Here is a 26,266-nt window from a genome sequence, read left to right as displayed (position 1 = left end):
GGAAAAAAATTACAAAATAGAATATTACTGTTTATGAAAAAATCAATTTTATTTTTTTTAATAGGTTCTTTAGTAGGCTTTGCTCAGTCAAAAGCAGAAATAGAAACAATTAAAAAAAGTTACAATGCTAATGAAGTTATTAGTCTTAAAGAGACTATTACAAACTTTGTAAATGAGCGTGAAGCTAGAATTAAAAATTTTTTATTAGGAAATACTAATAAAAATAGAGAGTATTACAATGATGGTACGAAATATATGTTATTTGATATTGTAGATAATAAACCAGTTTACATTGCAACTGATAATAGGTTAAGTGCAATGGCTGCTAAAACAAACACCCTATATCCAGGTGGGAGCTTAGGCTTAAGCTTAACAGGAGCAGGTATGAAAGTTGGTGTTTGGGACGGTGGCTGGGCTCTAGTAAATCATCAAGAGTTTATGAATAACTCTACGTCTAGAATAACGACACCTGACACAGCGGCTCCTATCCCTACAGCAGATTTACACGCAACGCATGTTGTTGGAACAGTTAGTGCAGCTGGTATTATGTCTAGTGCAAAAGGGATGGCTTATGAAGTAAATGTTGCTTCATATAATTGGACCAATGATGAAACTGAAGTTACCAATGAAGCAACTAATTCTGGATTGTTAATTTCTAATCATTCTTATGGTGTGCCAATTTACAATGATAACGGTGATCAAAATGTGCCAGATTGGTATATGGGATGTTATAACAGTGATGCTAGACAATGGGATCAAATTATGCATACATTACCATATTATTTAATGGTTACATCTGGTGGTAATTCGGGTAATGATTCTTACTCAAATGGACTGTATCCTGGATTAGATAAATTGACTGGAAATAAAAATTGTAAAAACAATTTGGTAATTGCAAATGCCAATCCAACTGTACATCCAATTACAGGGGTAATGTCTAATCTAGTAATTAATAGTTCTAGCAGTGAAGGACCAACTGATGATGGTAGAATTAAACCAGATATTGCAGCTGATGGAACTAATTTATATTCAACCAGTAATGAGTCTACTACAAGTTATGCGACTCTAACAGGTACATCAATGGCTTCACCAAGTACGGCAGGTTCATTAATTTTATTACAACAACATTACAATAATTTGAATGCGGGTTATATGCTGTCAGCAACTCTAAAAGGGTTAGTTTGTCATACTGCTTTAGATGATGCAAACAGAGTTGGACCAGATCCTTATTTTGGTTGGGGATTCTTAAATACTAAAGAAGCTGCAGAATTAATTACTAATGCAAATAATTCATCACCTACGGCTTCAATACAAGAATTGTCGATGAGTCAAACAAGTGGTGTTTATACGTATCAAGTTGTTGTTAACTCACCAAAAACCTTAAGAGCTACAATATGTTGGAATGATGTTGCTGGAGGTTCAAAAGATAATCAATTAAATTCTTCTACTCCTGTTTTAGTTAATGATTTAGATATACGTATTACCAAAGATGCTGAAACATATTTTCCTTGGAAGTTAGACTTAAATAACTTAACGTCACCAGCAATTAAAGGAGATAATATTGTAGATAACGTTGAAAAAGTAGAGGTTGAAAACGCTTCGGGTATTTATACTATTACAGTTTCTAAAAAAGGATTTTTTCCTGCTGCGCAACAATATAGTTTAATTATTTCAGGTTTTGATCAAATGCCTTTAAATTCAAAATCTTTTGAATCTAATGTAGCTGTATACCCAAATCCAGCAGAAGATAAATTGTTTATTAACAGTGCTAAAAATGCTATTTTAGGATATGAAATTGTGGATACACAAGGAAGAATCGTTAAAAAAGAAAAATTAAATTCTTTAAGCGATTTTTCAATTAATATTGCAACTTTAAATTCAGGTATGTATTTAGTGTTTTTACAGTCTGAGGTAGGTACTTCGACTCATAAAATTGTTAAAAAATAAAAGAAAAATTTAAAGTTTTAAATTTTTATGAATTTCTCATTACATTTGCATCAAGCTTATATGTAATGAGAAATTTTTTTTTTGTATTCTTTTTAGTTTTTTCAATTGCTTCTTCAGCTCAAATTAGAAATGAAAATGGAGGATTTGGTAAATTACCAAGTTCTACTGGAGAAAGAGACACATTGAGTTTTGATTCTAATCGCAATAAGGATTATAAAGAGAGACCTCCTGTTGAATTATATAAAATCTATACTTTACAGAAAGATACCACGTATCTAGACACTACACTTTCCATACAAAAAGAATATAAGTTTAATTTACTACGCAAAGATATTTTTGGATTATTACCTTTCGCTAATGAAGGACAAACTTATAATACGTTAGATTTTGGTCTTACTAAAAAAAATGTAATGCCTACAATGGGTTTTTTAGCAAAACATTTTAATTATTTAGAAGTTGAAGATATTAAGTATTATAATGTTCCAACTCCACTGAGTGACTTATATTTTAAAACAGTAATGGAACAAGGGCAATCATTAGATGCTTTTCTAACTGTAAATACAAAACGAAATCTTAATTTTTCAATTGCATATAAAGGATTACGTTCTATTGGTAAATATATTAATGCTATTTCCAGTTCTGGAAATTTTAGATTCACCACAAGCTATTTTACTAAAGATAATAGGTATGTGCTTAATGCGCATTTTACAGGTCAAGATATTTCTAATCAAGAAAATGGAGGTATAAAAGACACTGCTGTTTTTGAACTAAGTGAACCTCCTTTTAATGAAAGAGAACGCTTAGATGTTTATTTTAGCGATGCTACTTCTTTATTAAAAGGGAATCGTTTTCTTATCGATCATTCTTTTAAATTAAATAAAGAAAATCCAAATAGTTTGATTTTTACGCATCAATTCAATCATGAATACAAGTTTTTTGATTTTGATCAAACCACTGCTAATGAACGTTTCGGACAAGCTTATTCTAACGCTATAAGTAATAAAACAAGATACAATCATTTTTATAATAAATTAGGAGTTGGATTTACTACTAAAAAATACGGTGAAGTTCAATTCTATGTAGAGGATAATAGTTATAATTATTTTTATAAAAGTATTGTTTTTGATAGTTCAGGTAATACTTCGGTTCCTAATGCAATTAATGATAGAATTAATTCAATTGGTGGAAATTACACCTATTTTGGAAGTAATTTTAAAACCAATTTGCATGTTTCGAATGCTATTACGGATCAATCTATATCGAATATTGAAGCTTCCATTAACTATAAATTAAATGACGATTATCAATTTGAATTTCATTATCAAAAATTAAATAGCCTTCCTAATTTAAATTATACCTTGTATCAAAGTAGTTATATAGAGTATAATTGGTACAACAATTTTAAAAATGAGAAAAGAAACGTTTTTCAAATTGCTGCTAAAACAAAATGGATTAATCTTGAAGCACAATACAGTATATTAGACGATTATTTGTATTTCGACAATACTACAAATGATATTGAAAGATTAACCGTTAAGCCTTTTCAAAATAACAATACCATTACCTATGCTTCTATAAAAGCTTCAAAAGATATTAAATTTTGGAAATTTGGTTTAGATAATACGTTGTTGTTTCAACAAGTAGATAATGCAGATAATACTTTAAACGTCCCGCAGTTAGTAACTCGTAATGCTTTTTATTTTTCGGAACATGTATTTAAAAAAGCGATGTTCATTCAAACAGGTATCGTTTTTAATTATTTTACTAAATATTATGCAAACGACTACAATCCTTTATTAGGGGAATTTTATGTGCAAAATGAAAAGAAAATAGGAGCTTTCCCAATGTTTGACTTTTTTATTAATGCTAAAGTTCGTCAAGCCAGATTATTCTTGAAAGCGGAACATTTTAATTCTTCGTTTACAGGTTATAATTTCTATACAGCACCTAATTATCCATATCGCGATTTTATTGTGCGTTTTGGAATTGTATGGAATTTCTTTAGTTAATAGTTGTAACGAATTTTTTAGGCTTTTTTGAAATCCATTTTCCTGCTGTTCGTTAAAGTTCTTAAACGAATTTAAGAAGCTATCACTTCCATCAGGGTTAATAAGTCATTCATTTTCATTTTTGTATTCGTAATATTCACACTATCTTTGCTAACAATTTTTTTCAATTATAAAATGAAATTTGCAAAAAACATACTAGAAACTATTGGGAACACACCTCTAGTTAAAATCAATAAACTAACGCAAGAAATAGATGCATTAGTTTTAGCTAAAGTAGAAACATTTAATCCAGGTAACTCTGTGAAAGACAGAATGGCTGTAAAAATGATTGAAGATGCAGAAGCAGACGGAAGATTAAAACCAGGAGGTACTATTATTGAAGGAACTTCAGGAAATACTGGAATGGGATTAGCATTGGCAGCTATTGTAAAAGGATATAAATTAATTTGTGTGATTTCTGATAAGCAATCCAAAGAAAAAATGGATATTCTTAGAGCTGTAGGGGCTAAAGTTGTAGTTTGTCCAACCGATGTAGAGCCTACAGATCCTCGTTCGTATTATTCGGTATCAAAACGTTTAGCAACAGAAACTGAAAATGCCTGGTATGTAAATCAATACGATAACCCAAGTAATACCATTGCACATTACGAGCAAACGGCTCCAGAAATTTGGGAACAAACTGAAGGGAAAATTACCCATTTTGTTGTAGGTGTTGGAACTGGTGGAACTATTTCTGGTGTAGCCAAATATTTAAAAGAAAGAAATCCAAATGTGAAAATTTGGGGAGTAGATACCTATGGTTCTGTTTTTAAAAAATATCATGAAACTGGAATTTTTGATGAGAATGAAATCTATTCATATATTACCGAAGGTATTGGAGAAGATATCTTGCCAAAAAATGTTGATTTTTCATTAATTGATGGTTTTACAAAAGTAACCGATAAAGATGCTGCTGTATATACTAGAAAATTGGCTTTAGAGGAAGGAATTTTTGTAGGTAATTCTGCTGGAGCTGCTATAAAAGGCGTGCTTCAGTTAAAAGAACATTTTAAACCAGAAGACGTGGTTGTTGTTTTATTCCATGATTCGGGTAGTAGATATGTGGGTAAAATGTTTAATGATGATTGGATGCGTGAAAGAGGTTTCTTAGAAGAGGAAGTAACCAAGGCTATCGATTTAATTAAGGAACATCATGACAAACCCTTAGTAATTGTACGTACGGAAGAACTAGTTTCTCATGCTATCGAAAGATTAAAAAAATATAAAATATCTCAAATTCCTGTTATCGATACTACAGGTTTTGTAGGTAGTTTAGATGAAACAGATTTGTTTAGAAGCTATATTGAAGATAAAAATATTGCCGAGAAGCCTATAAGAGAAGTAATGGGCAAACCTTTTCCAATAGTAAAAGCCAATACACCAGTGGAAGAAGTGTCTAAATTAATTAATAAAGACAATCAAGCTGTTTTGGTTGAACTCGAAAATGGAAAGTATCACATTATTACAAAACATGATGTTATTAGTTCGATTAAATAATTCGTTCTAATCCCATAGAAACACAAACCTGCAAATTTAGAGATTTGCAGGTTTTTTATTTTTTATATATTTGTCTTTCTAAACGCCTAAAAATAGTATACGCCTTATTTATGAAAGAAGATTTCTTGCATTATATTTGGTTGCATAAAAAAATTAATGTAAACCAATTATACACAACTAAGGGAGAAAAACTCGAAATTCTCCATTTCGGACATTATTTGCAAACTGCTGGTCCAGATTTTTTCAATGCACAATTGATCATAGATTATCAAAAATGGGCTGGAAATATCGAAATACACCTTAAATCATCCGATTGGTATGTGCATCATCATGAAAAAGATGCAAACTATGACAATGTTATTTTGCATGTAGTTTGGGAACATGATGTAGATGTTTATCGAAAAGATAATACAGAAATACCCGTATTAGAATTAAAACAGTATGTTGCCTCTAAAGACATTCTCAATTATACACAATTAACGAATCCAAAATCTTGGATTAATTGTGAAAATCAAATCGGATTAATAGAATCCTTTGTACTTGAAAATTGGTTGGAAAGGTTGTTTTTGGAACGACTTGAAACAAAATCTGAACTTGTTTTTTCTTTATTAAAAGTATCCAAAAACGATTGGGAGTCGGTTTTATTTTGCCTATTGGCTAAAAATTTTGGTTTAAATTCAAATGGCCCCTCTTTTTTTAAAATGGCCCAATCAATTCCTTTTCAGGTACTAAGAAAAGAAATGAATCATCAAGAAAATTTAGAAGCACTTTTCTTTGGTTTAAATTCTCTTTTGGTATTGGATGGCGAGGATACGTATTTTCAACTTTTAAAAGCCAAATGGAATCTTTTAAAAGAAAAATATCAACTGCAGTCGAATCATTTGGAAAAGGTACATTTTTATAAATTGAGACCCGATAATTTTCCAACCATTCGGTTGTCTCAATTAGCTGTTTTGTATCATACGATTCCCAATCTTTTCGAAAAATGCATTCGTTCAAGTAATTTGATTGATTTGTATCAATTATTTGATGTTAATGCTAGTGTATATTGGAATTATCATTACAATTTTGATCGAGAAAGTTCTTTTAAGAAAAAGCGAATTAGTAAGAGTTTTATCGACTTACTTATTATTAATACAATTGTTCCGATTCAGTTTGCGTATTCCAAATACTTAGGTAAAGATAGTTCAGAAGCTATTTTGGATTTAATACGACAAATAAAACCTGAGAAAAATAATATGATTTTCAAATTTGCTTATTTTGGTGTAACTTCAAAATCAGCATTAGAATCACAAAGTTTATTGCAACTAAAAAAACAATATTGTGATGTGCAACGCTGTTTAGATTGTCATATAGGCATCCATTTAATTAGAAAATAGTTATATTTGAATAAATTAAAGAATCCAATGTATAAAATATTACATTTTTTTGAAAAACATGGTTTTTTTGTAGCCACAAGATTGGCTGATAAATTGGGAATGAGGGCTACCAATGTGAGGTTGTTTTTCATTTATATATCTTTTGTAACAGCGGGCTTAGGCTTTGGTTTTTACCTTACTTTGGCTTTTTTATTAAAGCTGAAGGATATGATCTATACCAAACGCTCTTCTGTTTTTGATTTGTAATCATTGAATGTCAAGGGCTTAAGTTTTCTTTGTTTTTTCGATACTTTTCTTATCTTTGGAAAATTAACAACCAATAAAAAAATATGTCAACAAAATCAGATTCATGGGGTTCTAGAGTAGGGCTCATTTTAGCAATGGCAGGAAACGCTGTAGGTCTAGGGAATTTTCTTCGTTTTCCTGTACAAGCTGTTCAAAATGGAGGTGGAGCGTTTATTATTCCTTATTTAGTATGTTTTTTAGTAATGGGTATTCCATTATTATTTATAGAATGGTCTTCAGGAAGATTTGGAGGTAGATATGGAAATCATAGTACACCTTATATTTTAGATAGTATGGCAAAAGGTAGAGTTTGGAAATATATTGGTGTTTTCGGAATTTTTACCAACATTGCTGTAGCGGCTTACTATTGTTATATTGAATCTTGGACAATGTCTTATGTGTACCATTCAATAGTGGGAACTTTTAATGGAATGAGTCAGGCTGATGTGGCTGGTTTTTTTCAATCGTATACTAATGTAACGGAATCAACAACAGGAATTCCTGGCGAAGCAATCATTTTTTATATCGTTTGTTTACTATTAAATACCTATATTCTTTCAAAAGGACTTGGAGGTATTGAAAAAGTGGCAAAAATTGGAATGCCTTTGTTAATATTATTCGGAGTAGTTTTAGCTGTTAGAGGTTTAACTTTAGGAACTTCTGGAGCTTCAGATATTTTTCCTGATGCCAATGCATGGGATGGTTTGAACTTTTTATGGACACCTCAATTTGATTCCCTAACCAGTCCCAAAGTTTGGTTGGCAGCTGCAGGTCAAATTTTCTTTACACTTTCTGTAGGTATGGGAACCATTCATTGTTATGCATCGTATCTTAAAACAAGAGATGATATTGCTTTGAATGCTGTTTCTGCTGGATTTATGAATGAATTTGTAGAAGTGGTTTTAGGAAGTTTAATTGTAATTCCAATTGCAGCAGGTTACTTAGGTTTAGATTGGGTAATTCAAAATGCTGGTTTTGGTATGGCTTTTCAAACAATGCCTTATTTGTTCCAACAATGGGGTAGTGCTTTAGCGGTTGTTGCTGGAGTGTGCTGGTTTGGATTGTTATTCTTTGCAGGAATTACATCTTCTTTAGCTATGGGAACACCTTGGATGGGCTTCATGCAAGATGAATTTGGATGGAAGAAAAATAAAGGTGCTTGGTCATTTGGATTATTAGTATTAATCATGGGATTACCAACTGTTATTTTCTTTAATGAAGGTTTGTTTGATCAGTATGATTATTGGGCAGGAACGGTAAGTTTAGTAGTTTTTGCTTTCTTAGAAACGGTATTGTTCTCTTATATATTTGGAATTAAAAAAGGTTGGGCAGAATTGAATCAAGGAGCTGACATTAAAATTCCTGGTTTTTATAAATATATCATTTTAATTGTAACGCCTTTATTGTTAGGATGGGTCTTAGTATCAAGTGTGCCTGATTGGATTGATAAGGTGAAAGATAACGATACGAATAACAAAGAGTGGTTTGCCAATGAATATTATGCAGAAAACTTTGACGGTGCTGGTGAAAAATCAGGGACTGTTGAAGAAGTGACTCCTAATAGTGTGAAGTTCTCATTTGAAGATACTAAAAAGGTATTTGATAAAGAAACGGAAAAAGTAAAAGTAATTACATTTACTAATTATAAAGAATATACATTCAAAGAAGATAAAAATCAAGTTGTAGTTGTAAAAAAAGGTGATGTAGTTAAACCTAATGACACCATTGCAACAGGAAGTTTTATAAATAATACCTTGTATAAATTTGCAGGAAGAATGTTGTTATTAGCCTTATTTGTTTTCATAAGCTTAATCGTTTATTTTGCTTATAAGAAAAGAGTGAGAGAAGGAAGAGCAACGTTATAATTTTAAAAATAAAAAAAATGAATACATCAGCCTTAATAACAATGCTTGTAGCACAAGGAATCGTAATTTCTTTTGCAAGTTATTTTTTCTATAAAGTATTAACTATTCCACCTAAACCAGAACCAGATTCCTATAGTGAAAATGATGATGAATTGGTAAGACAAGAAAAAGAATAATTTTTCTTTTTTTAATCACCTATTTGGAATAATTTGTTTTGAAAAAGCAAATACAATTTTTAAAATCCTACTTTCTATTTTCGAGAGAACATAGAAGTGGGATTTTTTTATTAGCAATACTAATTGTGCTACTTCAGTTCATTTACTACGGACTTAAATCAGGGCTTTTTAGTTTTAAAGCGGAGTCTAAAGAAAATCAAGAGTGGCTGTTGGTGCAATCTAAAATCGATAGCATTAAAAAGGTAAAAACGGAAACCAGTTATCAGATACAACCTTTTAATCCTAATTTTATTTCCGATTACAAAGGGTATATGTTAGGGATGTCTATTGTTGAAATTGATCGATTGCATCAATTTAGAGCAAAGAATCAATATGTAAATTCTGCTAAAGAATTTCAAGAGGTTACTCAGGTTTCTAATGAGCTACTGCAAAAGATAGACCCTTTTTTTAAATTTCCAGATTGGGTTACTAAAACTAAAAAGCAACCTGTGTTTGAAACGTTTTCTAACAAGAAAAAAGAGATTATAAACCCCGTAAATTTAAACGAAGCTTCTAAAGAAGATTTAATGAAAATATACGGTATTGGTGATAAGATATCAGACATCATTCTTAAAGAAAAAAATAAGTTTGGTGCTTTTGCTTCTGTAGACCAATTGGAATTTGTGTGGGGTATTTCACCAGAAATTTTAGAAAGTTGTAAACAACATTTTTTTGTTCCTAAAGATGTTGTAGTCAAAAAAATAAATATTAATAATGCTTCCGTCAAAGAATTAAGTGAGTTTCCTTATTTTAATTATGCTTTTGCTAAACAAATTGTAACCTATAGAAGTATGAACGGAATTTTTCATTCTATTGAAGATTTAGCAAAAATTAACAACTGTCCTTTAGAAAAATTAAAAATAATCGCCTTATATTTGGAATTCTAAAAAAATAGCTCAATTTAAACACATTAGTTACACATTTATGAATTCGAAATACTTCACAGAAGAACATCAATTATTTAGATCTAGTTTTAGAGACTTTTTGCAAAAAGAAGTCATGCCACATATTGAACAATGGGAAAAAACTGGTTCAATTGACCGTTTTATATGGAAAAAATTTGGAGAAATGGGGTTTTTCGGAATAAAATACCCAGAAGTATATGGCGGATTAAATTTAGATTTATTTTACACTGTAATTTTTTTAGAAGAGTTACAAAAAATTAAATCTGCTGGTTTTGCGGCAGCTATGTGGGCACATTCTTACTTGGCAATGACGCATCTAAACGCTGAGGGAGACGAACAAATCAAACAAGCGTATTTAGCACCTAGTATTTCTGGTGATAAAATAGGAGCCTTATGCATAACCGAACCTTTCGGTGGGAGTGATGTAGCAGGAATGCGAACAACGGCATTAAAAAAAGGCGATACGTACGTGATTAATGGTTCTAAAACATTTATTACCAATGGTTTTTATGCTGATTATTATGTTGTTGCTGCAAAAACCAATCCTGAACTTGGTAATAAAGGAATCAGTATTTTCTTAGTTGATGCAAAAGAAACAGGAATAACAGCAACTAAATTAGATAAATTAGGCTGGAAAGCTTCCGATACTGCTGAAATCTCTTTTGATAATGTGGTAATTCCATCTCAAAACTTAATGGGAGAAGAGGGGAAAGGTTTTCCATATATCATGCAGCATTTTGCATTGGAACGCCTAATTATGGCTATTAATGCCCATGCAAGAGCAGAATATGCTATCGATTATACAATTTCTTATATGTCTCAAAGAGAGGCTTTTGGTAAAACAATAAATAAATTTCAAGCGTTACGTCATAAATTAGTAGAACATGCTACTGATGTAGAGCACTGTAAAATATTTAATTATGAGGCAGTCGCTCGTTTGGATCAAGGAGAATATGTGGTAAAAGAGGCTACAATGGCTAAGTTAAAATCTACTAAAGTGGCCGATGAAACCATATATAGTTGCTTGCAAATGCTAGGCGGTTATGGCTATATGGAAGAATATCCATTGGCTCGTTTGTTTAGAGATAGTCGTTTAGGTCCTATTGGTGGTGGAACTTCTGAAATTTTAAAAGAAATTTTATCTAAAATGATTATTGATAATCAAAACTATAAACCAGCAGTTGAATAAATAAAGATTCAATTTGTATAGAAGCTAATCCTGCTGTTTATGCTATCTTTTATTGCTTCTATACAAATTTCTAATAAAAAAAGGAGCTTCCTAATCGGGCGCTCTTTTTTTATAACAAATTATAGTATAAAAACAATAAAAGGATATCCTTTCCATCAGGGCTAAGGTGTATTGCTTTGAAAAGATAAAAAAATAAAAAAAACAATTTGATTTTTAAAATTAATGATTACTTTTGCAGTCTAAATGAAAGGGGGTGCCTAAACTATGTTAATTATTCCAATTAAAGACGGAGAAAATATCGATAAAGCGTTAAAACGTTACAAAAGAAAATTTGATAAAACTGGAACTGTTCGTCAATTAAGAGCGAGACAAGCTTTCCACAAACCGTCAATCGTTAAAAGAGCTGTAATTCAAAAAGCTGCTTACATTCAAAGATTAAAAGATTCTTTAGAGTCTTAATATTTTGAATTCAAAATATAAAACCGTTAGTGAATAAAGTGTAACTTTGTTTCTAACGGTTTTTTTATATGGTGAATAATGTACAAGCATATCGAGATTATCTAGAAAAAGAAAAGAAGTATTCTGTGCTTACTGTAAATGCGTATTTGGCGGATGTTCTTTCATTTCAACAATTTCTAAAAAATCATCATGATTCAATTGTCTTAGAAAAAGTGGTGTATCCTTTGATTCGAAACTGGATTGTTTCTTTAGTGGAAAATGATATTTCAAATCAATCCGTCAATAGAAAAATTTCTTCCTTAAAATCGTTTTACAAATTTCTTCTTAAAATCAAACAAATAGAGGTTAGTCCTCTGTTAAAACATAAATCTTTAAAAACACCTAAGAAAGTTCAAATTCCTTTTTCGGAAAAAGAAATGCAAAATGTTTTTGAATTAAATGAGTTTACAAATGATTTTGAAGGAGTAAGGAATCAATTAATTATTGAACTTTTTTATACAACTGGAATGCGAAGAGCAGAATTAATCAATTTAAAAATAACACAAATTGATTTCTCTAGCCAAACCATAAAAGTCTTAGGGAAAAGAAATAAAGAAAGAATTATTCCTTTGTTGCAATGTACAGCGCAATTGCTAAAAGAATATCTTAAGTTAAGACCTGAGAAAGCAGCATCGTCTTCTGTAGATGTGTTAATTTTGTCTAAAACAGGAAATAAAGTTAGTGAATCATTTGTCTATCGATTAATTAATGATTACTTTAGTAGTGTGTCTCTTAAAGTTAAAAAGAGTCCTCACGTTCTTAGGCACTCCTTCGCAACTCACTTGCTAAATAATGGTGCCGATTTAAATTCAGTTAAAGAATTGTTAGGTCATGCTAGTTTGTCGTCAACACAAATATATACTCATAGTAGCCTCGCAGAGTTAAAAAAAGTGTATCAAGAAGCGCATCCTAGAAACCAAAAATAATTCACTTGTCTAACCTAAGTAATTTTTAAAAAGTATGAAAGTAAATGTTCAGGCAGTTAATTTTAATGTTGACAAAAAACTAGTCAACTTTGTTCAAGAGCGATTAGATAAATTAGAAAAGTATTTTGATAAAGTAATTTCTTCAGAAGTTTATTTAAAACTTGAAAACACAAGTGATAAAGAAAATAAAACAGTAGAGGTGAAAGTACATGTTCCAGGTGAGGAATTTTTAGTAAAAAAAACATGCAAAACCTTTGAGGAAGCGGTTGATCTTTCTGAAGAATCACTGGAAAGAATATTAGTAAAGTATAAGGAAAAAATAAGAGCGCATGCTTAAATAAAAAAAAAGCTAAAAAAAGTTTTGAATAAAAAATAAATTCTATACATTTGCAGTCCGTTAGAAATAGCGGACTTTTTTTATTATAGTTGCCGGTGTAGCTCAGCTGGCTAGAGCAGCTGATTTGTAATCAGCAGGTCGTGGGTTCGAGTCCCTCCATCGGCTCAAAAAAGATAAGTAACTGATAATAAAGAAGGTCTGGGGAGATACTCAAGCGGCCAACGAGGGCAGACTGTAAATCTGCTGGGAAACCTTCGCAGGTTCGAATCCTGCTCTCCCCACTAACATACCTGTTGATGACAAACAAGCCGGTGTAGCTCAGGGGTAGAGTGCTTCCTTGGTAAGGAAGAGGTCACGGGTTCAATTCCCGTCATTGGCTCTGGATATGTTTATAATTTTTGAACACTAATATATAACTAAGATTAAATTATTAAATCATGGCAAAAGGAAATTTTGATCGTTCCAAACCACACTTAAACATTGGTACTATCGGACACGTTGACCACGGAAAAACTACTTTAACAGCTGCAATTACTAAGGTATTAGCTGATGCTGGTTTTTCAGAAGCTAAATCATTCGATCAGATTGATAACGCTCCAGAAGAAAAAGAAAGAGGTATTACAATTAATACATCTCACGTTGAATATGCAACTGCAAACCGTCACTACGCTCACGTTGACTGTCCAGGTCACGCGGATTACGTTAAGAACATGGTTACAGGTGCTGCGCAAATGGATGGTGCTATTCTTGTTGTTGCTGCAACAGATGGTCCTATGCCACAAACTCGTGAGCACATCCTTTTAGGTCGCCAAGTAGGTGTGCCAAGAATGGTTGTTTTCATGAACAAAGTTGATATGGTTGATGATGCTGAGTTGTTAGAGCTTGTTGAAATGGAAATTAGAGATTTATTATCTTTCTATCAATATGATGGTGATAATGGTCCTGTTATCCAAGGTTCTGCTTTAGGAGCTTTAAATGGTGAGCCAAAATGGGTTGATACAGTTTTAGCTTTAATGGAAGCTGTTGATAACTGGATTGAATTACCTGCTCGTGATGTTGATAAGCCTTTCTTAATGCCTGTTGAGGATGTATTTACAATTACTGGTCGTGGAACTGTTGCTACAGGTCGTATCGAAACTGGTATTGCTAATACTGGAGATCCAGTAGAAATCGTTGGTATGGGTGCTGAGAAATTAACTTCAACTATTACTGGTATTGAAATGTTCCGTCAAATCCTTGATAGAGGTGAAGCTGGAGATAATGCAGGTATCTTATTAAGAGGTATTGCTAAAGAAGATATCAAAAGAGGTATGGTTATCGTTAAACCAGGATCTGTTAAGCCGCACGCTCACTTTAAAGCAGAGGTTTATATCTTGAAAAAAGAAGAAGGTGGACGTCACACTCCATTCCATAATAATTACCGTCCTCAGTTCTATGTACGTACAACTGACGTTACAGGTACTATTACTTTACCAGCTGGTGTAGAGATGGTTATGCCAGGTGATAACTTAACTATTGAAGTTAAATTATTAAGTGCTATTGCATTATCTGTTGGATTACGTTTCGCAGTTCGTGAAGGTGGTAGAACAGTTGGTGCTGGTCAGGTAACTGAAATCTTAGACTAATTTTAAGTCTATAAAATAAATAAAAGCCAGTTGATTTTTCAACTGGCTTATAATAAACGGGCGTAGTACAAGGGCTAGTATAGTGGTCTCCAAAACCATTGATGGGGGTTCGAATCCCTCCGCCCGTGCAAATCATATAAAGTAATGGCAAAATTTGTTAACTATATTTCAGAAGCATTTCAAGAATTGAAATCTAACGTAACGTGGCCTGAATGGGCTGAAGTACAACGTCTAACTATTATTGTTGCTTTGTTTTCAGTGATTTTTGCGCTTTTGACTTTTGGTGTAGATCAATTGTTTGTTAAAGCTCTAGAGGGCTTTCATAACTTGCTAAGATAAGATCATGGCGGATAATAATGTAAAAAAATGGTATGTTGTTAGAGCGGTAAGTGGTCAGGAAAATAAAGTGAAAGCTTATATTGAATCTGAAACACTACGTTTGGGTATGTCTGACTATGTTTCTCAAGTTTTAGTTCCAACCGAAAAGGTGGTGCAAGTAAGAGACGGGAAAAAAATAGCTAAGGAAAAAGTTTATTTTCCTGGGTATATTATGATTGAAGCTAATCTTACTGGTGAAGTTCCGCATATAATTAAATCTATTCCAGGAGTAATCGGTTTTTTAGGTGAAACTAAAGGAGGAGAGCCTGTGCCATTAAGAATGTCTGAGGTGAATAGAATGTTAGGTAAAGTGGATGAGTTATCTGTTAAAGTGGATAATGTATCTATTCCTTTTTCTGTTGGAGAAACGGTTAAAGTTATTGATGGTCCATTTAATGGTTTTAATGGAGCAATTGAAAAAGTTAATGAAGAAAAGCGTAAACTTGAAGTTATGGTGAAAATTTTTGGAAGAAAAACACCATTAGAGTTGAGTTTTATGCAAGTTGAAAAAGTATAATCAGTTACATATATAAATCACATCAATCGCTTCCAATTGATAGATGTGCTAAATTTTTTTAAAAATGGCAAAAGAAGTTAGTAAAGTAGTTAAACTACAAGTTAAGGGAGGTGCTGCGAATCCATCGCCACCGGTTGGACCTGCTTTGGGGGCTGCTGGGGTTAACATCATGGAGTTTTGTAAGCAATTTAATGCTAGAACTCAAGATAAACCTGGCAAAGTTTTACCAGTACAAATTACTGTGTATAAAGACAAGTCTTTCGATTTTGTTGTAAAAACGCCACCTGCTGCAATTCAAATTTTAGAAGCAGCAAAAGTTAAGTCTGGTTCAGGTGAACCGAATCGTAAAAAAGTAGCTAGTGTTACTTGGGATCAAATCAGAACTATCGCTGAAGACAAAATGCCTGATCTTAATGCTTTTACAATTGAAAAAGCAATGAGTATGGTTGCAGGAACAGCTAGATCTATGGGTATAACAGTATCAGGAAACGCTCCTTTTTAATCGTTAAATTGAATTAGACATGGCAAAATTGACAAAAAAGCAAAAAGAGGCTGCTTCAAAAATTGAAAAGAACAAACAATATACTTTAAAAGATGCAGCTGCATTAATTAAAGTAGTTTCTTCTGCAAAATTTGATGAGTCTGTGGATATAGCTGTTCGTTTAGGAGTTGATCCTAGAAAAGCGAACCAAATGGTAAGAGGTGTTGTAACTTTACCTCACGGAACAGGAAAAGATGTTCGTGTGTTAGCTTTAGTTACACCTGATAAAGAAGAAGAAGCTAAAGCTGCTGGTGCTGACCACGTAGGTTTAGATGATTATCTTCAAAAAATTAAAGACGGTTGGACAGATGTTGACGTAATCATCACAATGCCTGCTGTAATGGGTAAATTAGGACCTTTAGGTCGTGTATTAGGACCAAGAGGTTTAATGCCAAACCCAAAAACAGGTACAGTAACTATGGATGTTGCTAAAGCTGTTCAAGAAGTTAAAGCTGGTAAAATCGATTTTAAAGTTGATAAAACTGGTATTGTGCACGCTGGAATAGGTAAAGTATCTTTCGATGCTGATAAAATCTATGACAATGCTCACGAAATTATTCAAACATTAATCAAATTAAAACCAACTGCAGCTAAAGGTACTTATATTAAGTCTATTCACTTATCAAGTACAATGAGTCCTGCTATTGCTTTAGATCCTAAGGCAGTATAATTTGGTAGTTAAAAATTTTTAGTATGACTAGAGAAGAAAAATCAATCGCTATTGAAGATTTAACTGCAAAGTTAGCGGGAGTAAATGTTATTTATTTAGCAGATACTTCAGGACTAGATGCAGATTCTACTTCAAACTTAAGAAGAGCTTGTTTTAAAGCTGGTATCAAATTAGAGGTGGTTAAAAATACATTGCTTGAAAAAGCTATGGAAGCTTCTGATACTGATTTTGGTGATTTACCATCAGTTTTAAAAGGAAATACTTCTGTAATGATTTCAGATGTTGCTAATGCTCCTGCGAAAATTATCAAAGAATTTCGTAAGAAAGGTAGCAAGCCAATTTTAAAAGGGGCTTACATTACTGAGGACATTTATATTGGTGATGATAACCTTGATAAATTAGCTTCTATTAAATCTAGAGCTGAAGTTATCGGTGAAATTATCGGTTTATTACAATCACCAGCTCAAAGAGTTATTGCTGCTCTTCAAAACCAAGAAGGAAAAGAAGATTCGGCAGAATAAAAAAGAACGCGCTTTAATAAATTATAATTTTTACAAAACATTTTAAAAGATAGAAAAATGGCAGATTTGAAACAATTCGCAGAACAATTAGTTAATTTAACTGTTAAAGAAGTTAATGAACTAGCAACAATATTAAAAGATGAGTATGGTATCGAGCCAGCTGCTGCTGCAGTTGTAGTTTCTGGAGGAGGAGACGGTGCTGGTGCTGCTGCTGAGCAAACAGAATTTACAGTAGTATTAAAAGATGCTGGTGCTTCTAAATTAGCTGTTGTAAAAGCAGTAAAAGAATTAACTGGTTTAGGTCTTAAAGAAGCTAAAGATATGGTAGATGCTGCTCCTGCTAACGTTAAAGAAGGAGTTTCTAAAGATGAGGCTGAAGGTCTTAAGAAAGCTTTAGAAGAAGCTGGTGCTGTAGTTGAGCTTAAATAAGTTAAACTTAAGTGAAAAACCAGGTTTAGGCCTTGAGATTTAATCTCAAAGGCCTAAACCATTTTTCGTATAAGAAAATTAAGTTTTTAATTTTCACAAAATAAAAAAATGTAATCCTTACGAAGAAAGAAAATAGACTATCTTTCCTGGTTTATTTTTAAAGATGTATCGATTATTTAAAAAGGAAGTATTAATAAATTAGTGTTTTACACAAAAAGATTACTTTTTTTAAATCAAAATTTTGTCCATAGATGATAACTAATCAGACTGAAAGATTAAATTTTGCTTCTACAAAGAACATACCTAATTATCCAGATTTTTTGGATATTCAGGTAAAATCTTTTAAGGATTTTTTCCAATTGGAAACAAAATCTGATGAAAGAGGCAACGAAGGTCTTTATAACACCTTCATGGAAAATTTCCCAATCACGGATACGAGAAATCAATTCGTTTTAGAGTTTCTAGATTACTTTATTGACCCACCAAGATATACAATTGAAGAATGTATTGACAGAGGTTTAACATATAGTGTGCCTTTAAAAGCAAGGCTTAAATTATATTGTACAGATCCTGAGCATGAGGATTTTGAGACAATTGTACAAGATGTTTATTTGGGAACCATACCTTATATGACGCCTAGTGGTACTTTCGTAATCAATGGAGCAGAGCGAGTAGTTGTATCTCAATTACATCGTTCACCAGGGGTTTTCTTTGGACAATCCTTCCATGCGAATGGAACTAAATTATATTCTGCAAGAATTATTCCTTTTAAAGGATCTTGGATAGAATTTGCAACAGATATCAATAGTGTAATGTACGCTTACATTGATAGAAAGAAAAAACTACCTGTAACTACTTTATTCAGAGCTATCGGATTTGAAAGAGATAAAGATATCTTAGAGATTTTTGATTTAGCTGAAGAAATTAAAGTGTCTAAAACTGGTATTAAAAAATATATTGGAAGAAAACTTGCTGCACGTGTTTTAAATACTTGGCATGAAGACTTCGTAGATGAGGATACTGGAGAAGTTGTATCAATTGAGAGAAATGAAATTATTTTAGATCGTGATACAATCTTAGATAAAGATAATGTTGAAGAAATTATTGATGCAGATGTTAAAGCGATTCTTTTACACAAAGAAGACAATAATGCTGCTGATTATACAATTATTCACAATACATTACAAAAAGACCCAACAAACTCTGAAAAAGAAGCTGTTGAACATATTTATAGACAATTACGTAACGCTGAACCACCTGATGAAGAAACGGCTCGCGGTATTATAGATAAATTATTCTTCTCTGATCAACGTTATAATTTAGGTGAAGTTGGTCGTTATAGAATGAACAAAAAATTGCAGTTAGATATTCCTATGGAGAAGCAAGTCTTAACCAAAGAGGATATCATAACTATTGTTAAATATTTGATTGAGTTGATCAACTCTAAAGCAGAGATTGATGATATTGATCACTTATCTAACAGACGTGTAAGAACAGTTGGAGAACAATTGTCTTCACAATTTGGTGTTGGACTTGCTCGTATGGCAAGAACCATTAGAGAGAGAATGAATGTTAGAGATAATGAGGTGTTTACACCAATAGATTTGATTAATGCAAAAACATTATCTTCAGTAATCAATTCTTTCTTTGGAACCAATCAGTTATCTCAATTTATGGATCAAACGAATCCTTTAGCTGAGATTACACACAAGCGTCGTTTATCTGCTCTTGGACCTGGTGGTTTATCTAGAGAAAGAGCTGGTTTCGAGGTTCGTGATGTTCACTATACGCATTATGGACGTTTATGTCCAATTGAAACTCCTGAAGGTCCAAACATTGGTTTGATTTCTTCTCTTGGAGTGTATGCTAAAGTAAACGGAATGGGATTCATTGAAACTCCTTATCGTCCAGTTACGGATGGTGTGGTTGATTTAGAATCAGAACCAATTTATTTAAGTGCAGAAGAAGAAGAAGGAAAAATGATTGCGCAAGCAAACATTGAAATGGATAATGCTGGTAAAATTACAGCTGAGAAAGTTATTGCTCGTGAAGAAGGTGACTTCCCAGTTGTTGAACCAAATGTAGTTCACTATACAGACGTTGCACCAAATCAAATTGCTTCCATCTCGGCTTCATTAATTCCTTTCTTAGAGCATGATGACGCGAACCGTGCTTTGATGGGATCAAACATGATGCGTCAGGCTGTTCCTTTGTTAAGACCAGAATCGCCAATCGTGGGTACTGGTTTAGAAAGACAAGTGGCGTCTGATTCTCGTGTACTTATTAATGCTGAAGGTGATGGTGTCGTTACTTATGTAGACGCAAATAAAATTACAATCAAGTACGATAGAACGGAAGAAGAAAGAATGGTAAGTTTTGAAGAAGATGAAAAAACATACCAATTAATTAAATTTAGAAAAACGAACCAAAGTACTTCAATCAACTTAAAACCAATCGTTAGAAAAGGAGATAAAGTTGCTAAAGGACAAGTACTTTGTGAAGGATATGCAACACAAAATGGAGAGTTAGCTTTAGGTAGAAACTTAAAAGTAGCCTTCATGCCTTGGAAAGGTTATAACTTCGAGGATGCGATTGTAATTTCTGAAAAAGTTGTTCGTGATGATATTTTTACTTCTATTCATATTGATGATTATTCGTTAGAAGTTCGTGATACGAAATTAGGTAATGAAGAATTAACAAATGACATTCCAAACGTTTCTGAAGAAGCTACTAAAGACCTAGATGAAAACGGAATGATTCGTATTGGTGCAGAAGTAAAACCTGGTGATATTCTTATCGGGAAAATCACTCCAAAAGGGGAATCTGATCCAACACCAGAAGAAAAATTATTACGTGCTATCTTTGGTGATAAAGCAGGTGATGTAAAAGACGCTTCGTTAAAAGCTTCTCCATCATTACATGGTGTTGTTTTAGACAAAAAGTTATTTGCTAAAGCAGTTAAAGATAAACGTAAACGTTCAAAAGATAAAGAAGATATCGATAAGCTTGACATCGAGTTTGAAGTTAAATTCAATGACTTAAAAGATAAGTTAATCGAAAAATTATTTGTTATCATTGATGGAAAAACATCTCAAGGAGTAATGAATGATTTAGGTGAAGAAGTATTACCAAAGGGTAAGAAATTCACGAAGAAAATGTTACAATCAGTTGATGATTTCGCTCATTTGACTAAAGGACAATGGACGACTGATGATGCAACAAATAAGATGGTAAATGACTTAGTTCATAACTATAAAATTAAGTTGAATGACTTACAAGGTTGGTTAAGAAGAGAGAAGTTTACAATCACTGTTGGAGATGAGTTACCAGCTGGAATTTTGAAATTAGCTAAAGTATACATCGCTAAAAAACGTAAGTTAAAAGTAGGTGATAAAATGGCGGGTCGTCACGGTAACAAAGGTATTGTTGCTAGAATTGTACGTCATGAAGATATGCCTTTCTTAGAAGATGGAACACCAGTTGATATCGTATTGAACCCACTTGGGGTACCATCACGTATGAACATTGGTCAGATTTATGAAACCGTATTAGGATGGGCTGGAATGAACTTAGGAAGAAAGTTCGCTACTCCTATTTTTGACGGAGCTTCTTTAGATCAAATCAATGCTTTAACTGATGAAGCTGGAATTCCAAGATTCGGTCATACCTATTTATATGATGGTGGTACCGGAGAGCGTTTCCATCAGCCAGCAACAGTGGGTGTAATTTACATGTTGAAATTAGGACACATGGTAGATGATAAAATGCACGCACGTTCTATTGGTCCATACTCTTTAATTACGCAACAACCATTAGGAGGTAAAGCTCAGTTCGGAGGTCAGCGTTTTGGAGAAATGGAGGTTTGGGCACTTGAAGCATATGGAGCATCAAGTACTTTAAGAGAAATATTGACGGTTAAATCTGATGATGTAATCGGTAGAGCTAAAACTTACGAGTCAATCGTAAAAGGAGAAACAATGCCAGAACCAGGATTACCTGAATCATTCAATGTATTAATGCATGAATTGAAAGGTCTTGGTTTAGACATCAGATTAGAAGAATAAATAAAGCAGTAACAGTCTCAGTCGCAGTAATCAGTTTTGCGACTGAATACTGAGACTGTTTCCCTTAATTGGGACTGTATCACTGAACAAAAAGTTTTTTACAAAAAATCGATAGTAATCAGATCATGACAAGATTAAAAGATAAAAACACCGTTAAAAGATTTAACAGAATTACGATAGGATTGGCTTCACCAGAATCTATTTTGGCAGAGTCAAGAGGTGAGGTTTTAAAACCAGAAACTATTAACTATCGTACGCACAAACCTGAAAGAGATGGTCTTTTCTGTGAAAGAATTTTCGGACCAGTAAAGGATTATGAATGTGCCTGCGGAAAATATAAAAGAATCCGTTATAAAGGGATTGTTTGTGACCGTTGTGGTGTTGAAGTAACAGAAAAGAAAGTTCGTAGAGATAGAGTAGGTCACATTAATTTAGTTGTGCCTATTGCTCACATTTGGTATTTCCGTTCGTTACCAAACAAAATTGGTTACATTTTAGGATTACCTTCTAAGAAATTAGATATGATTATTTACTACGAAAGATACGTAGTAATTCAACCAGGTATTGCTAAAGGGCCAGAAGGTGAAACTTTAAATAAATTAGATTTCTTAACAGAAGAAGAGTATTTGAATATTTTAGATACCCTTCCAATGGAAAATCAATATTTAGATGATACAGATCCAAATAAATTCATCGCTAAAATGGGTGCTGAATGTATTATGGATTTATTATCAAGAATTGATTTAGATTCTTTGTCGTTTGAATTGCGTCACGCAGCAAACACTGAGACGTCTAAACAACGTAAAACGGAGGCTTTAAAACGTTTAAATATCGTTGAGTCTTTCCGTGAAGCTAACTTAAACAGAGAGAATCTTCCAGAATGGATGATCTTAAAAGTAATTCCAGTTATTCCACCAGAATTACGTCCGTTAGTGCCACTAGATGGAGGTCGTTTCGCAACTTCAGATTTAAATGATTTATACAGAAGAGTAATCATCCGTAACAATCGTTTGAAAAGATTAGTTGAAATTAAAGCTCCAGAAGTTATTTTACGTAACGAAAAACGTATGCTTCAAGAAGCGGTAGATTCGTTATTTGATAATACTAGAAAAGCTTCTGCTGTTAAGACAGAATCAAACAGACCTTTAAAATCATTATCGGATTCCTTAAAAGGTAAACAAGGTCGTTTCCGTCAAAACTTATTAGGTAAACGTGTGGATTATTCAGCTCGTTCTGTAATTGTTGTAGGACCTGAATTGAAAATGTATGAGTGTGGTTTGCCAAAAGATATGGCTGCAGAATTATACAAACCTTTCGTGATTCGTAAATTAATTGAAAGAGGTATTGTTAAAACTGTAAAATCAGCTAAGAAAATTATTGATAAAAAAGAGCCAGTAGTATGGGATATCTTAGAAAATGTAATCAAAGGACATCCAGTACTATTGAACCGTGCTCCTACGCTTCACCGTTTAGGTATTCAGGCTTTCCAACCAAAATTGATCGAAGGGAAAGCAATCCAGTTACACCCATTAACGTGTACTGCATTTAATGCCGATTTCGATGGTGACCAGATGGCTGTTCACTTACCTTTAGGACCAGAAGCGATTTTAGAAGCACAATTATTAATGTTAGCTTCTCATAATATCTTGAACCCTGCGAATGGAGCACCTATTACAGTACCTTCTCAGGACATGGTTCTTGGTTTATATTATATGACAAAAGAGCGTTTATCTACTCCAGATTTAAAAATCAAAGGAGAAGGTTTAACTTTTTATTCAGCTGAAGAGGTAAATATCGCAATTAACGAAGGTAAATTAGACTTAAATGCTCGCATAAAAGTAAGAGCAAAAGATTTCAATGAAAATGGAGAATTAGTTTATAAAATAATTCAAACTACTGCAGGTAGAGTTTTATTTAATGAGGTAGTTCCTGAAAAAGCTGGTTATATTAATGAAGTCTTGACTAAAAAATCCTTACGTGATATCATTGGTAAAATCTTAGGAGTAACAGATGTACCTACAACTGCTGCTTTCTTAGATGATATGAAAAATATGGGTTATAAATTCGCTTTCCAAGGTGGTTTATCATTCAGTTTAGGGGATATTATTATTCCTGAAAAGAAACAAGATTTAATTGCAGATGCAAATGAACAAGTTGAAGCAATTACAATGAATTATAACATGGGTCTTATTACGAATAATGAGCGTTATAATCAGGTAATTGACGTTTGGACATCTACTAATGCATTGTTAACTGAATTAGCAATGAAAAACATTAGAGAAGACCAACAAGGATTCAACTCGGTATATATGATGCTTGATTCTGGAGCGAGGGGTTCTAAAGAGCAAATTCGTCAGTTAACTGGTATGCGTGGTTTGATGGCTAAGCCTAAAAAATCAACTGCTGGAGGTGGTGAAATTATCGAAAATCCTATTCTTTCTAACTTTAAAGAAGGACTATCAATCTTAGAATACTTTATCTCAACTCACGGTGCTCGTAAAGGTCTTGCGGATACCGCTCTTAAAACTGCCGATGCAGGATACTTAACAAGAAGATTACATGACGTATCTCAAGATGTTATTGTGAACTCTGTAGATTGTGGTACTTTAAGAGGAATTGAGGTTACAGCATTAAAGAAAAATGAAGAAATTGTTGAGTCTTTAGGAGAAAGAATTTTAGGTCGTGTAGCTTTACACGATGTAATCAATCCTTTAACTTCTGAAGTATTAGTTCCAGCTGGTGAACAAATTACAGAAGCGTTAGTTAAGAAAATTGAGAACTCTCCTTTAGAAAGAATTGAAGTGCGTTCTCCATTAACTTGTGAAGCTGAAAAAGGAATTTGCGCTAAATGTTACGGAAGAAACTTAGCAACTGGTAAAATGACTCAAAAAGGAGAAGCTGTTGGGGTTATTGCTGCACAGTCAATTGGTGAGCCGGGTACACAGTTAACACTTCGTACGTTCCACGTTGGAGGGGTTGCTGGAGGTTTGTCTGAAGAGTCAAGTATTGTAACTAAATTTGCAGGTCGTTTAGAAATTGAAGATTTAAAAACAGTTATCGGAGAAGATGCTGAAGGAAATTCAGTGGATATTGTAATTTCTCGTTCTACAGAGTTAAAATTAGTAGATGTAACTACTGGTATCGTTTTAAATACTCATAATATTCCTTATGGTTCTAGTATTTTCGTAAAAGACGGTGAAACTGTTGAAAAAGGAACTACAATCTGTAAATGGGATCCATATAATGGAGTTATTATTTCTGAATTTACGGGTAAAGTAGAATATGAAGATATCAAACAAGGGGATTCGTTTGTAGTTGAAATTGACGAGCAAACAGGTTTCCAAGAAAAAGTAATTTCTGAATCTCGTAATAAAAAATTAATCCCAACTTTACATATCTATGGTAAAGATGGTGAGTTAATTCGTTCATACAACTTACCAGTAGGGGCGCACTTAATGGTTGATGATGGAGAGAAAATTAAAGCGGGTAAAATTTTAGTAAAAATTCCTCGTCGTTCCTCTAAAGCAGGAGATATTACAGGAGGTTTACCTAGAATTACAGAGCTTTTAGAAGCGCGTAATCCTTCTAACCCAGCTGTAGTTTCTGAAATTGACGGAGTTGTTACTTTTGGTAAAATTAAGAGAGGAAACAGAGAGATTGCAATTGAATCTAAATTTGGTGAAGTAAAGAAATATTTAGTAAAACTTTCGAACCAAATCTTAGTTCAAGAGAATGACTATGTGAAAGCGGGAATGCCTCTTTCTGATGGTGCAATTACACCAGAAGATATCTTAAGAATTAAAGGCCCATCTGCTGTACAACAGTACTTGGTAAATGAAATTCAAGAAGTATACCGTTTACAAGGGGTAAAAATTAATGACAAACACTTTGAGGTAGTTATTCGTCAAATGATGCGTAAAGTAAGAATTGAAGATGCTGGGGATACTTTATTCCTAGAAGATCAATTGGCTCACACAAGCGACTTTATCGTTGAGAATGACAAATTATACGGAATGAAAGTGGTTGAAGATGCTGGAGATTCTCAAAATCTTAAAGCAGGTCAAATCATTACTCCTCGTCAGTTACGTGATGAAAACTCTTTATTAAAACGTGAAGATAAAAACTTAGTTGTAGCTAGAGATATTATTACAGCAACGGCTACTCCAGTTCTTCAAGGTATTACAAGAGCTTCGTTACAAACGAAATCATTTATCTCTGCGGCATCGTTCCAAGAAACGACTAAAGTGTTAAATGAAGCAGCGGTAGCTGGTAAAATCGATACCTTAGAAGGCTTGAAAGAAAATGTAATTGTAGGTCATAGAATTCCTGCAGGTACAGGTATGAGAGAATACGATAATACAATCGTAGGTTCTAAAGAAGAATATAATGAATTAATGGCTGCTAAAGAAGAATTTAATTATTAATAAGTA

The 26,266-nt window shown here is 32.9% G+C and carries 21 protein-coding genes and 4 tRNA genes; all 25 read left to right on the top strand.

Annotated features, from left to right (window positions below; translation table 11 throughout):
• Window positions 1-33 precede the first annotated feature (33 nt).
• The 25 genes from FHG05_RS08795 (at window position 34) to rpoC (ending at window position 26,260) form a co-directional block, all read left to right on the top strand.
• Window positions 34-1,947 carry a S8 family serine peptidase gene (locus FHG05_RS08795; RefSeq protein ID WP_140997639.1) on the top strand — a complete coding sequence of 638 codons (1,914 nt, stop codon included), beginning with the start codon at window positions 34-36 and terminating at the stop codon, window positions 1,945-1,947.
• Window positions 1,948-2,012: 65 nt separating this feature from the next.
• Window positions 2,013-3,956, top strand: coding sequence for a putative porin (locus FHG05_RS08790; protein WP_140997638.1), 1,944 nt, complete (start codon window positions 2,013-2,015; stop codon window positions 3,954-3,956).
• Between the two features lie 174 nt (window positions 3,957-4,130).
• Window positions 4,131-5,492: a pyridoxal-phosphate dependent enzyme gene (locus FHG05_RS08785; RefSeq protein WP_140997637.1), complete on the top strand. Its 1,362-nt coding sequence runs from the start codon at window positions 4,131-4,133 to the stop codon at window positions 5,490-5,492.
• Between the two features lie 110 nt (window positions 5,493-5,602).
• Window positions 5,603-6,871, top strand: a complete 1,269-nt coding sequence (locus FHG05_RS08780) for a DUF2851 family protein (RefSeq protein WP_140997636.1) — start codon at window positions 5,603-5,605, stop codon at window positions 6,869-6,871.
• A gap of 27 nt (window positions 6,872-6,898) precedes the next feature.
• Window positions 6,899-7,117: a PspC domain-containing protein gene (locus tag FHG05_RS08775; RefSeq protein ID WP_130736420.1), complete on the top strand. Its 219-nt coding sequence runs from the start codon at window positions 6,899-6,901 to the stop codon at window positions 7,115-7,117.
• 83 nt (window positions 7,118-7,200) lie between these two features.
• On the top strand, window positions 7,201-9,021 hold the full coding sequence (locus FHG05_RS08770; protein WP_140997635.1) for a sodium-dependent transporter: 1,821 nt from the start codon (window positions 7,201-7,203) through the stop codon (window positions 9,019-9,021).
• Window positions 9,022-9,038: 17 nt separating this feature from the next.
• Window positions 9,039-9,197, top strand: a complete 159-nt coding sequence (locus tag FHG05_RS18380) for a hypothetical protein (RefSeq protein WP_181369156.1) — start codon at window positions 9,039-9,041, stop codon at window positions 9,195-9,197.
• Window positions 9,198-9,235: 38 nt separating this feature from the next.
• The gene (locus FHG05_RS08765; RefSeq protein ID WP_157504211.1) at window positions 9,236-10,123 is read left to right on the top strand and encodes a ComEA family DNA-binding protein; all 888 of its coding nucleotides are present in this window, start codon (window positions 9,236-9,238) and stop codon (window positions 10,121-10,123) included.
• A gap of 37 nt (window positions 10,124-10,160) precedes the next feature.
• Complete coding sequence (locus FHG05_RS08760) at window positions 10,161-11,330, top strand: acyl-CoA dehydrogenase family protein (RefSeq protein WP_140997634.1); 1,170 nt, start codon at window positions 10,161-10,163, stop codon at window positions 11,328-11,330.
• A 264-nt stretch (window positions 11,331-11,594) separates the two neighbouring features.
• Window positions 11,595-11,789: a 30S ribosomal protein S21 gene (gene rpsU / locus FHG05_RS08755; protein ID WP_140997633.1), complete on the top strand. Its 195-nt coding sequence runs from the start codon at window positions 11,595-11,597 to the stop codon at window positions 11,787-11,789.
• Window positions 11,790-11,857: 68 nt separating this feature from the next.
• Window positions 11,858-12,754, top strand: coding sequence for a tyrosine-type recombinase/integrase (locus tag FHG05_RS08750; RefSeq protein ID WP_140997632.1), 897 nt, complete (start codon window positions 11,858-11,860; stop codon window positions 12,752-12,754).
• A gap of 34 nt (window positions 12,755-12,788) precedes the next feature.
• Complete coding sequence (gene hpf, locus FHG05_RS08745; RefSeq protein WP_140997631.1) at window positions 12,789-13,091, top strand: ribosome hibernation-promoting factor, HPF/YfiA family; 303 nt, start codon at window positions 12,789-12,791, stop codon at window positions 13,089-13,091.
• Window positions 13,092-13,182: 91 nt separating this feature from the next.
• A tRNA-Thr gene (locus FHG05_RS08740) sits at window positions 13,183-13,256 on the top strand.
• 35 nt (window positions 13,257-13,291) lie between these two features.
• Window positions 13,292-13,372, top strand: a tRNA-Tyr gene (locus FHG05_RS08735).
• 26 nt (window positions 13,373-13,398) lie between these two features.
• Window positions 13,399-13,470, top strand: a tRNA-Thr gene (locus tag FHG05_RS08730).
• A 58-nt stretch (window positions 13,471-13,528) separates the two neighbouring features.
• The gene (gene tuf / locus FHG05_RS08725) at window positions 13,529-14,716 is read left to right on the top strand and encodes an elongation factor Tu (protein ID WP_140997630.1); all 1,188 of its coding nucleotides are present in this window, start codon (window positions 13,529-13,531) and stop codon (window positions 14,714-14,716) included.
• A gap of 56 nt (window positions 14,717-14,772) precedes the next feature.
• Window positions 14,773-14,844, top strand: a tRNA-Trp gene (locus FHG05_RS08720).
• Between the two features lie 16 nt (window positions 14,845-14,860).
• A complete protein-coding gene (secE, locus tag FHG05_RS08715; RefSeq protein WP_140997629.1) occupies window positions 14,861-15,055 on the top strand; it encodes a preprotein translocase subunit SecE in 195 nt (64 codons plus the stop codon).
• A 4-nt stretch (window positions 15,056-15,059) separates the two neighbouring features.
• The gene (gene nusG, locus FHG05_RS08710; RefSeq protein WP_140997628.1) at window positions 15,060-15,611 is read left to right on the top strand and encodes a transcription termination/antitermination protein NusG; all 552 of its coding nucleotides are present in this window, start codon (window positions 15,060-15,062) and stop codon (window positions 15,609-15,611) included.
• A 64-nt stretch (window positions 15,612-15,675) separates the two neighbouring features.
• The gene (gene rplK / locus FHG05_RS08705; RefSeq protein WP_140997627.1) at window positions 15,676-16,113 is read left to right on the top strand and encodes a 50S ribosomal protein L11; all 438 of its coding nucleotides are present in this window, start codon (window positions 15,676-15,678) and stop codon (window positions 16,111-16,113) included.
• Between the two features lie 19 nt (window positions 16,114-16,132).
• A complete protein-coding gene (gene rplA, locus FHG05_RS08700; protein ID WP_140997626.1) occupies window positions 16,133-16,822 on the top strand; it encodes a 50S ribosomal protein L1 in 690 nt (229 codons plus the stop codon).
• Between the two features lie 23 nt (window positions 16,823-16,845).
• The gene (gene rplJ, locus FHG05_RS08695; protein WP_140997625.1) at window positions 16,846-17,343 is read left to right on the top strand and encodes a 50S ribosomal protein L10; all 498 of its coding nucleotides are present in this window, start codon (window positions 16,846-16,848) and stop codon (window positions 17,341-17,343) included.
• A gap of 57 nt (window positions 17,344-17,400) precedes the next feature.
• Window positions 17,401-17,772 (top strand): 50S ribosomal protein L7/L12, encoded by a 372-nt coding sequence (rplL, locus tag FHG05_RS08690; protein WP_140997624.1) that lies wholly within the window; start codon window positions 17,401-17,403, stop codon window positions 17,770-17,772.
• A gap of 251 nt (window positions 17,773-18,023) precedes the next feature.
• A complete protein-coding gene (gene rpoB, locus FHG05_RS08685; RefSeq protein WP_140997623.1) occupies window positions 18,024-21,836 on the top strand; it encodes a DNA-directed RNA polymerase subunit beta in 3,813 nt (1,270 codons plus the stop codon).
• A 125-nt stretch (window positions 21,837-21,961) separates the two neighbouring features.
• Complete coding sequence (gene rpoC / locus FHG05_RS08680) at window positions 21,962-26,260, top strand: DNA-directed RNA polymerase subunit beta' (protein WP_140997622.1); 4,299 nt, start codon at window positions 21,962-21,964, stop codon at window positions 26,258-26,260.
• The last annotated feature ends 6 nt before the right edge of the window (window positions 26,261-26,266 follow it).

The organism is Flavobacterium profundi (assembly GCF_006491645.1).
Lineage (GTDB): Bacteria > Bacteroidota > Bacteroidia > Flavobacteriales > Flavobacteriaceae > Flavobacterium > Flavobacterium profundi.
The sequence above is the reverse complement of the archived record's forward strand: the minus strand, read 5'-3'. Positions and strand labels throughout refer to the sequence as shown.

Coding starts and splice junctions, on each gene's coding strand:
- FHG05_RS08795 (WP_140997639.1), top strand. CDS start 34: ATGAAAAAATCAATTTTATTTTTTTTAATAGGTTCTTTAGTAGGCTTT.
- FHG05_RS08790 (WP_140997638.1), top strand. CDS start 2,013: ATGAGAAATTTTTTTTTTGTATTCTTTTTAGTTTTTTCAATTGCTTCT.
- FHG05_RS08785 (WP_140997637.1), top strand. CDS start 4,131: ATGAAATTTGCAAAAAACATACTAGAAACTATTGGGAACACACCTCTA.
- FHG05_RS08780 (WP_140997636.1), top strand. CDS start 5,603: ATGAAAGAAGATTTCTTGCATTATATTTGGTTGCATAAAAAAATTAAT.
- FHG05_RS08775 (WP_130736420.1), top strand. CDS start 6,899: ATGTATAAAATATTACATTTTTTTGAAAAACATGGTTTTTTTGTAGCC.
- FHG05_RS08770 (WP_140997635.1), top strand. CDS start 7,201: ATGTCAACAAAATCAGATTCATGGGGTTCTAGAGTAGGGCTCATTTTA.
- FHG05_RS18380 (WP_181369156.1), top strand. CDS start 9,039: ATGAATACATCAGCCTTAATAACAATGCTTGTAGCACAAGGAATCGTA.
- FHG05_RS08760 (WP_140997634.1), top strand. CDS start 10,161: ATGAATTCGAAATACTTCACAGAAGAACATCAATTATTTAGATCTAGT.
- rpsU (WP_140997633.1), top strand. CDS start 11,595: ATGTTAATTATTCCAATTAAAGACGGAGAAAATATCGATAAAGCGTTA.
- FHG05_RS08750 (WP_140997632.1), top strand. CDS start 11,858: ATGGTGAATAATGTACAAGCATATCGAGATTATCTAGAAAAAGAAAAG.
- hpf (WP_140997631.1), top strand. CDS start 12,789: ATGAAAGTAAATGTTCAGGCAGTTAATTTTAATGTTGACAAAAAACTA.
- tuf (WP_140997630.1), top strand. CDS start 13,529: ATGGCAAAAGGAAATTTTGATCGTTCCAAACCACACTTAAACATTGGT.
- secE (WP_140997629.1), top strand. CDS start 14,861: ATGGCAAAATTTGTTAACTATATTTCAGAAGCATTTCAAGAATTGAAA.
- nusG (WP_140997628.1), top strand. CDS start 15,060: ATGGCGGATAATAATGTAAAAAAATGGTATGTTGTTAGAGCGGTAAGT.
- rplK (WP_140997627.1), top strand. CDS start 15,676: ATGGCAAAAGAAGTTAGTAAAGTAGTTAAACTACAAGTTAAGGGAGGT.
- rplA (WP_140997626.1), top strand. CDS start 16,133: ATGGCAAAATTGACAAAAAAGCAAAAAGAGGCTGCTTCAAAAATTGAA.
- rplJ (WP_140997625.1), top strand. CDS start 16,846: ATGACTAGAGAAGAAAAATCAATCGCTATTGAAGATTTAACTGCAAAG.
- rplL (WP_140997624.1), top strand. CDS start 17,401: ATGGCAGATTTGAAACAATTCGCAGAACAATTAGTTAATTTAACTGTT.
- rpoB (WP_140997623.1), top strand. CDS start 18,024: ATGATAACTAATCAGACTGAAAGATTAAATTTTGCTTCTACAAAGAAC.
- rpoC (WP_140997622.1), top strand. CDS start 21,962: ATGACAAGATTAAAAGATAAAAACACCGTTAAAAGATTTAACAGAATT.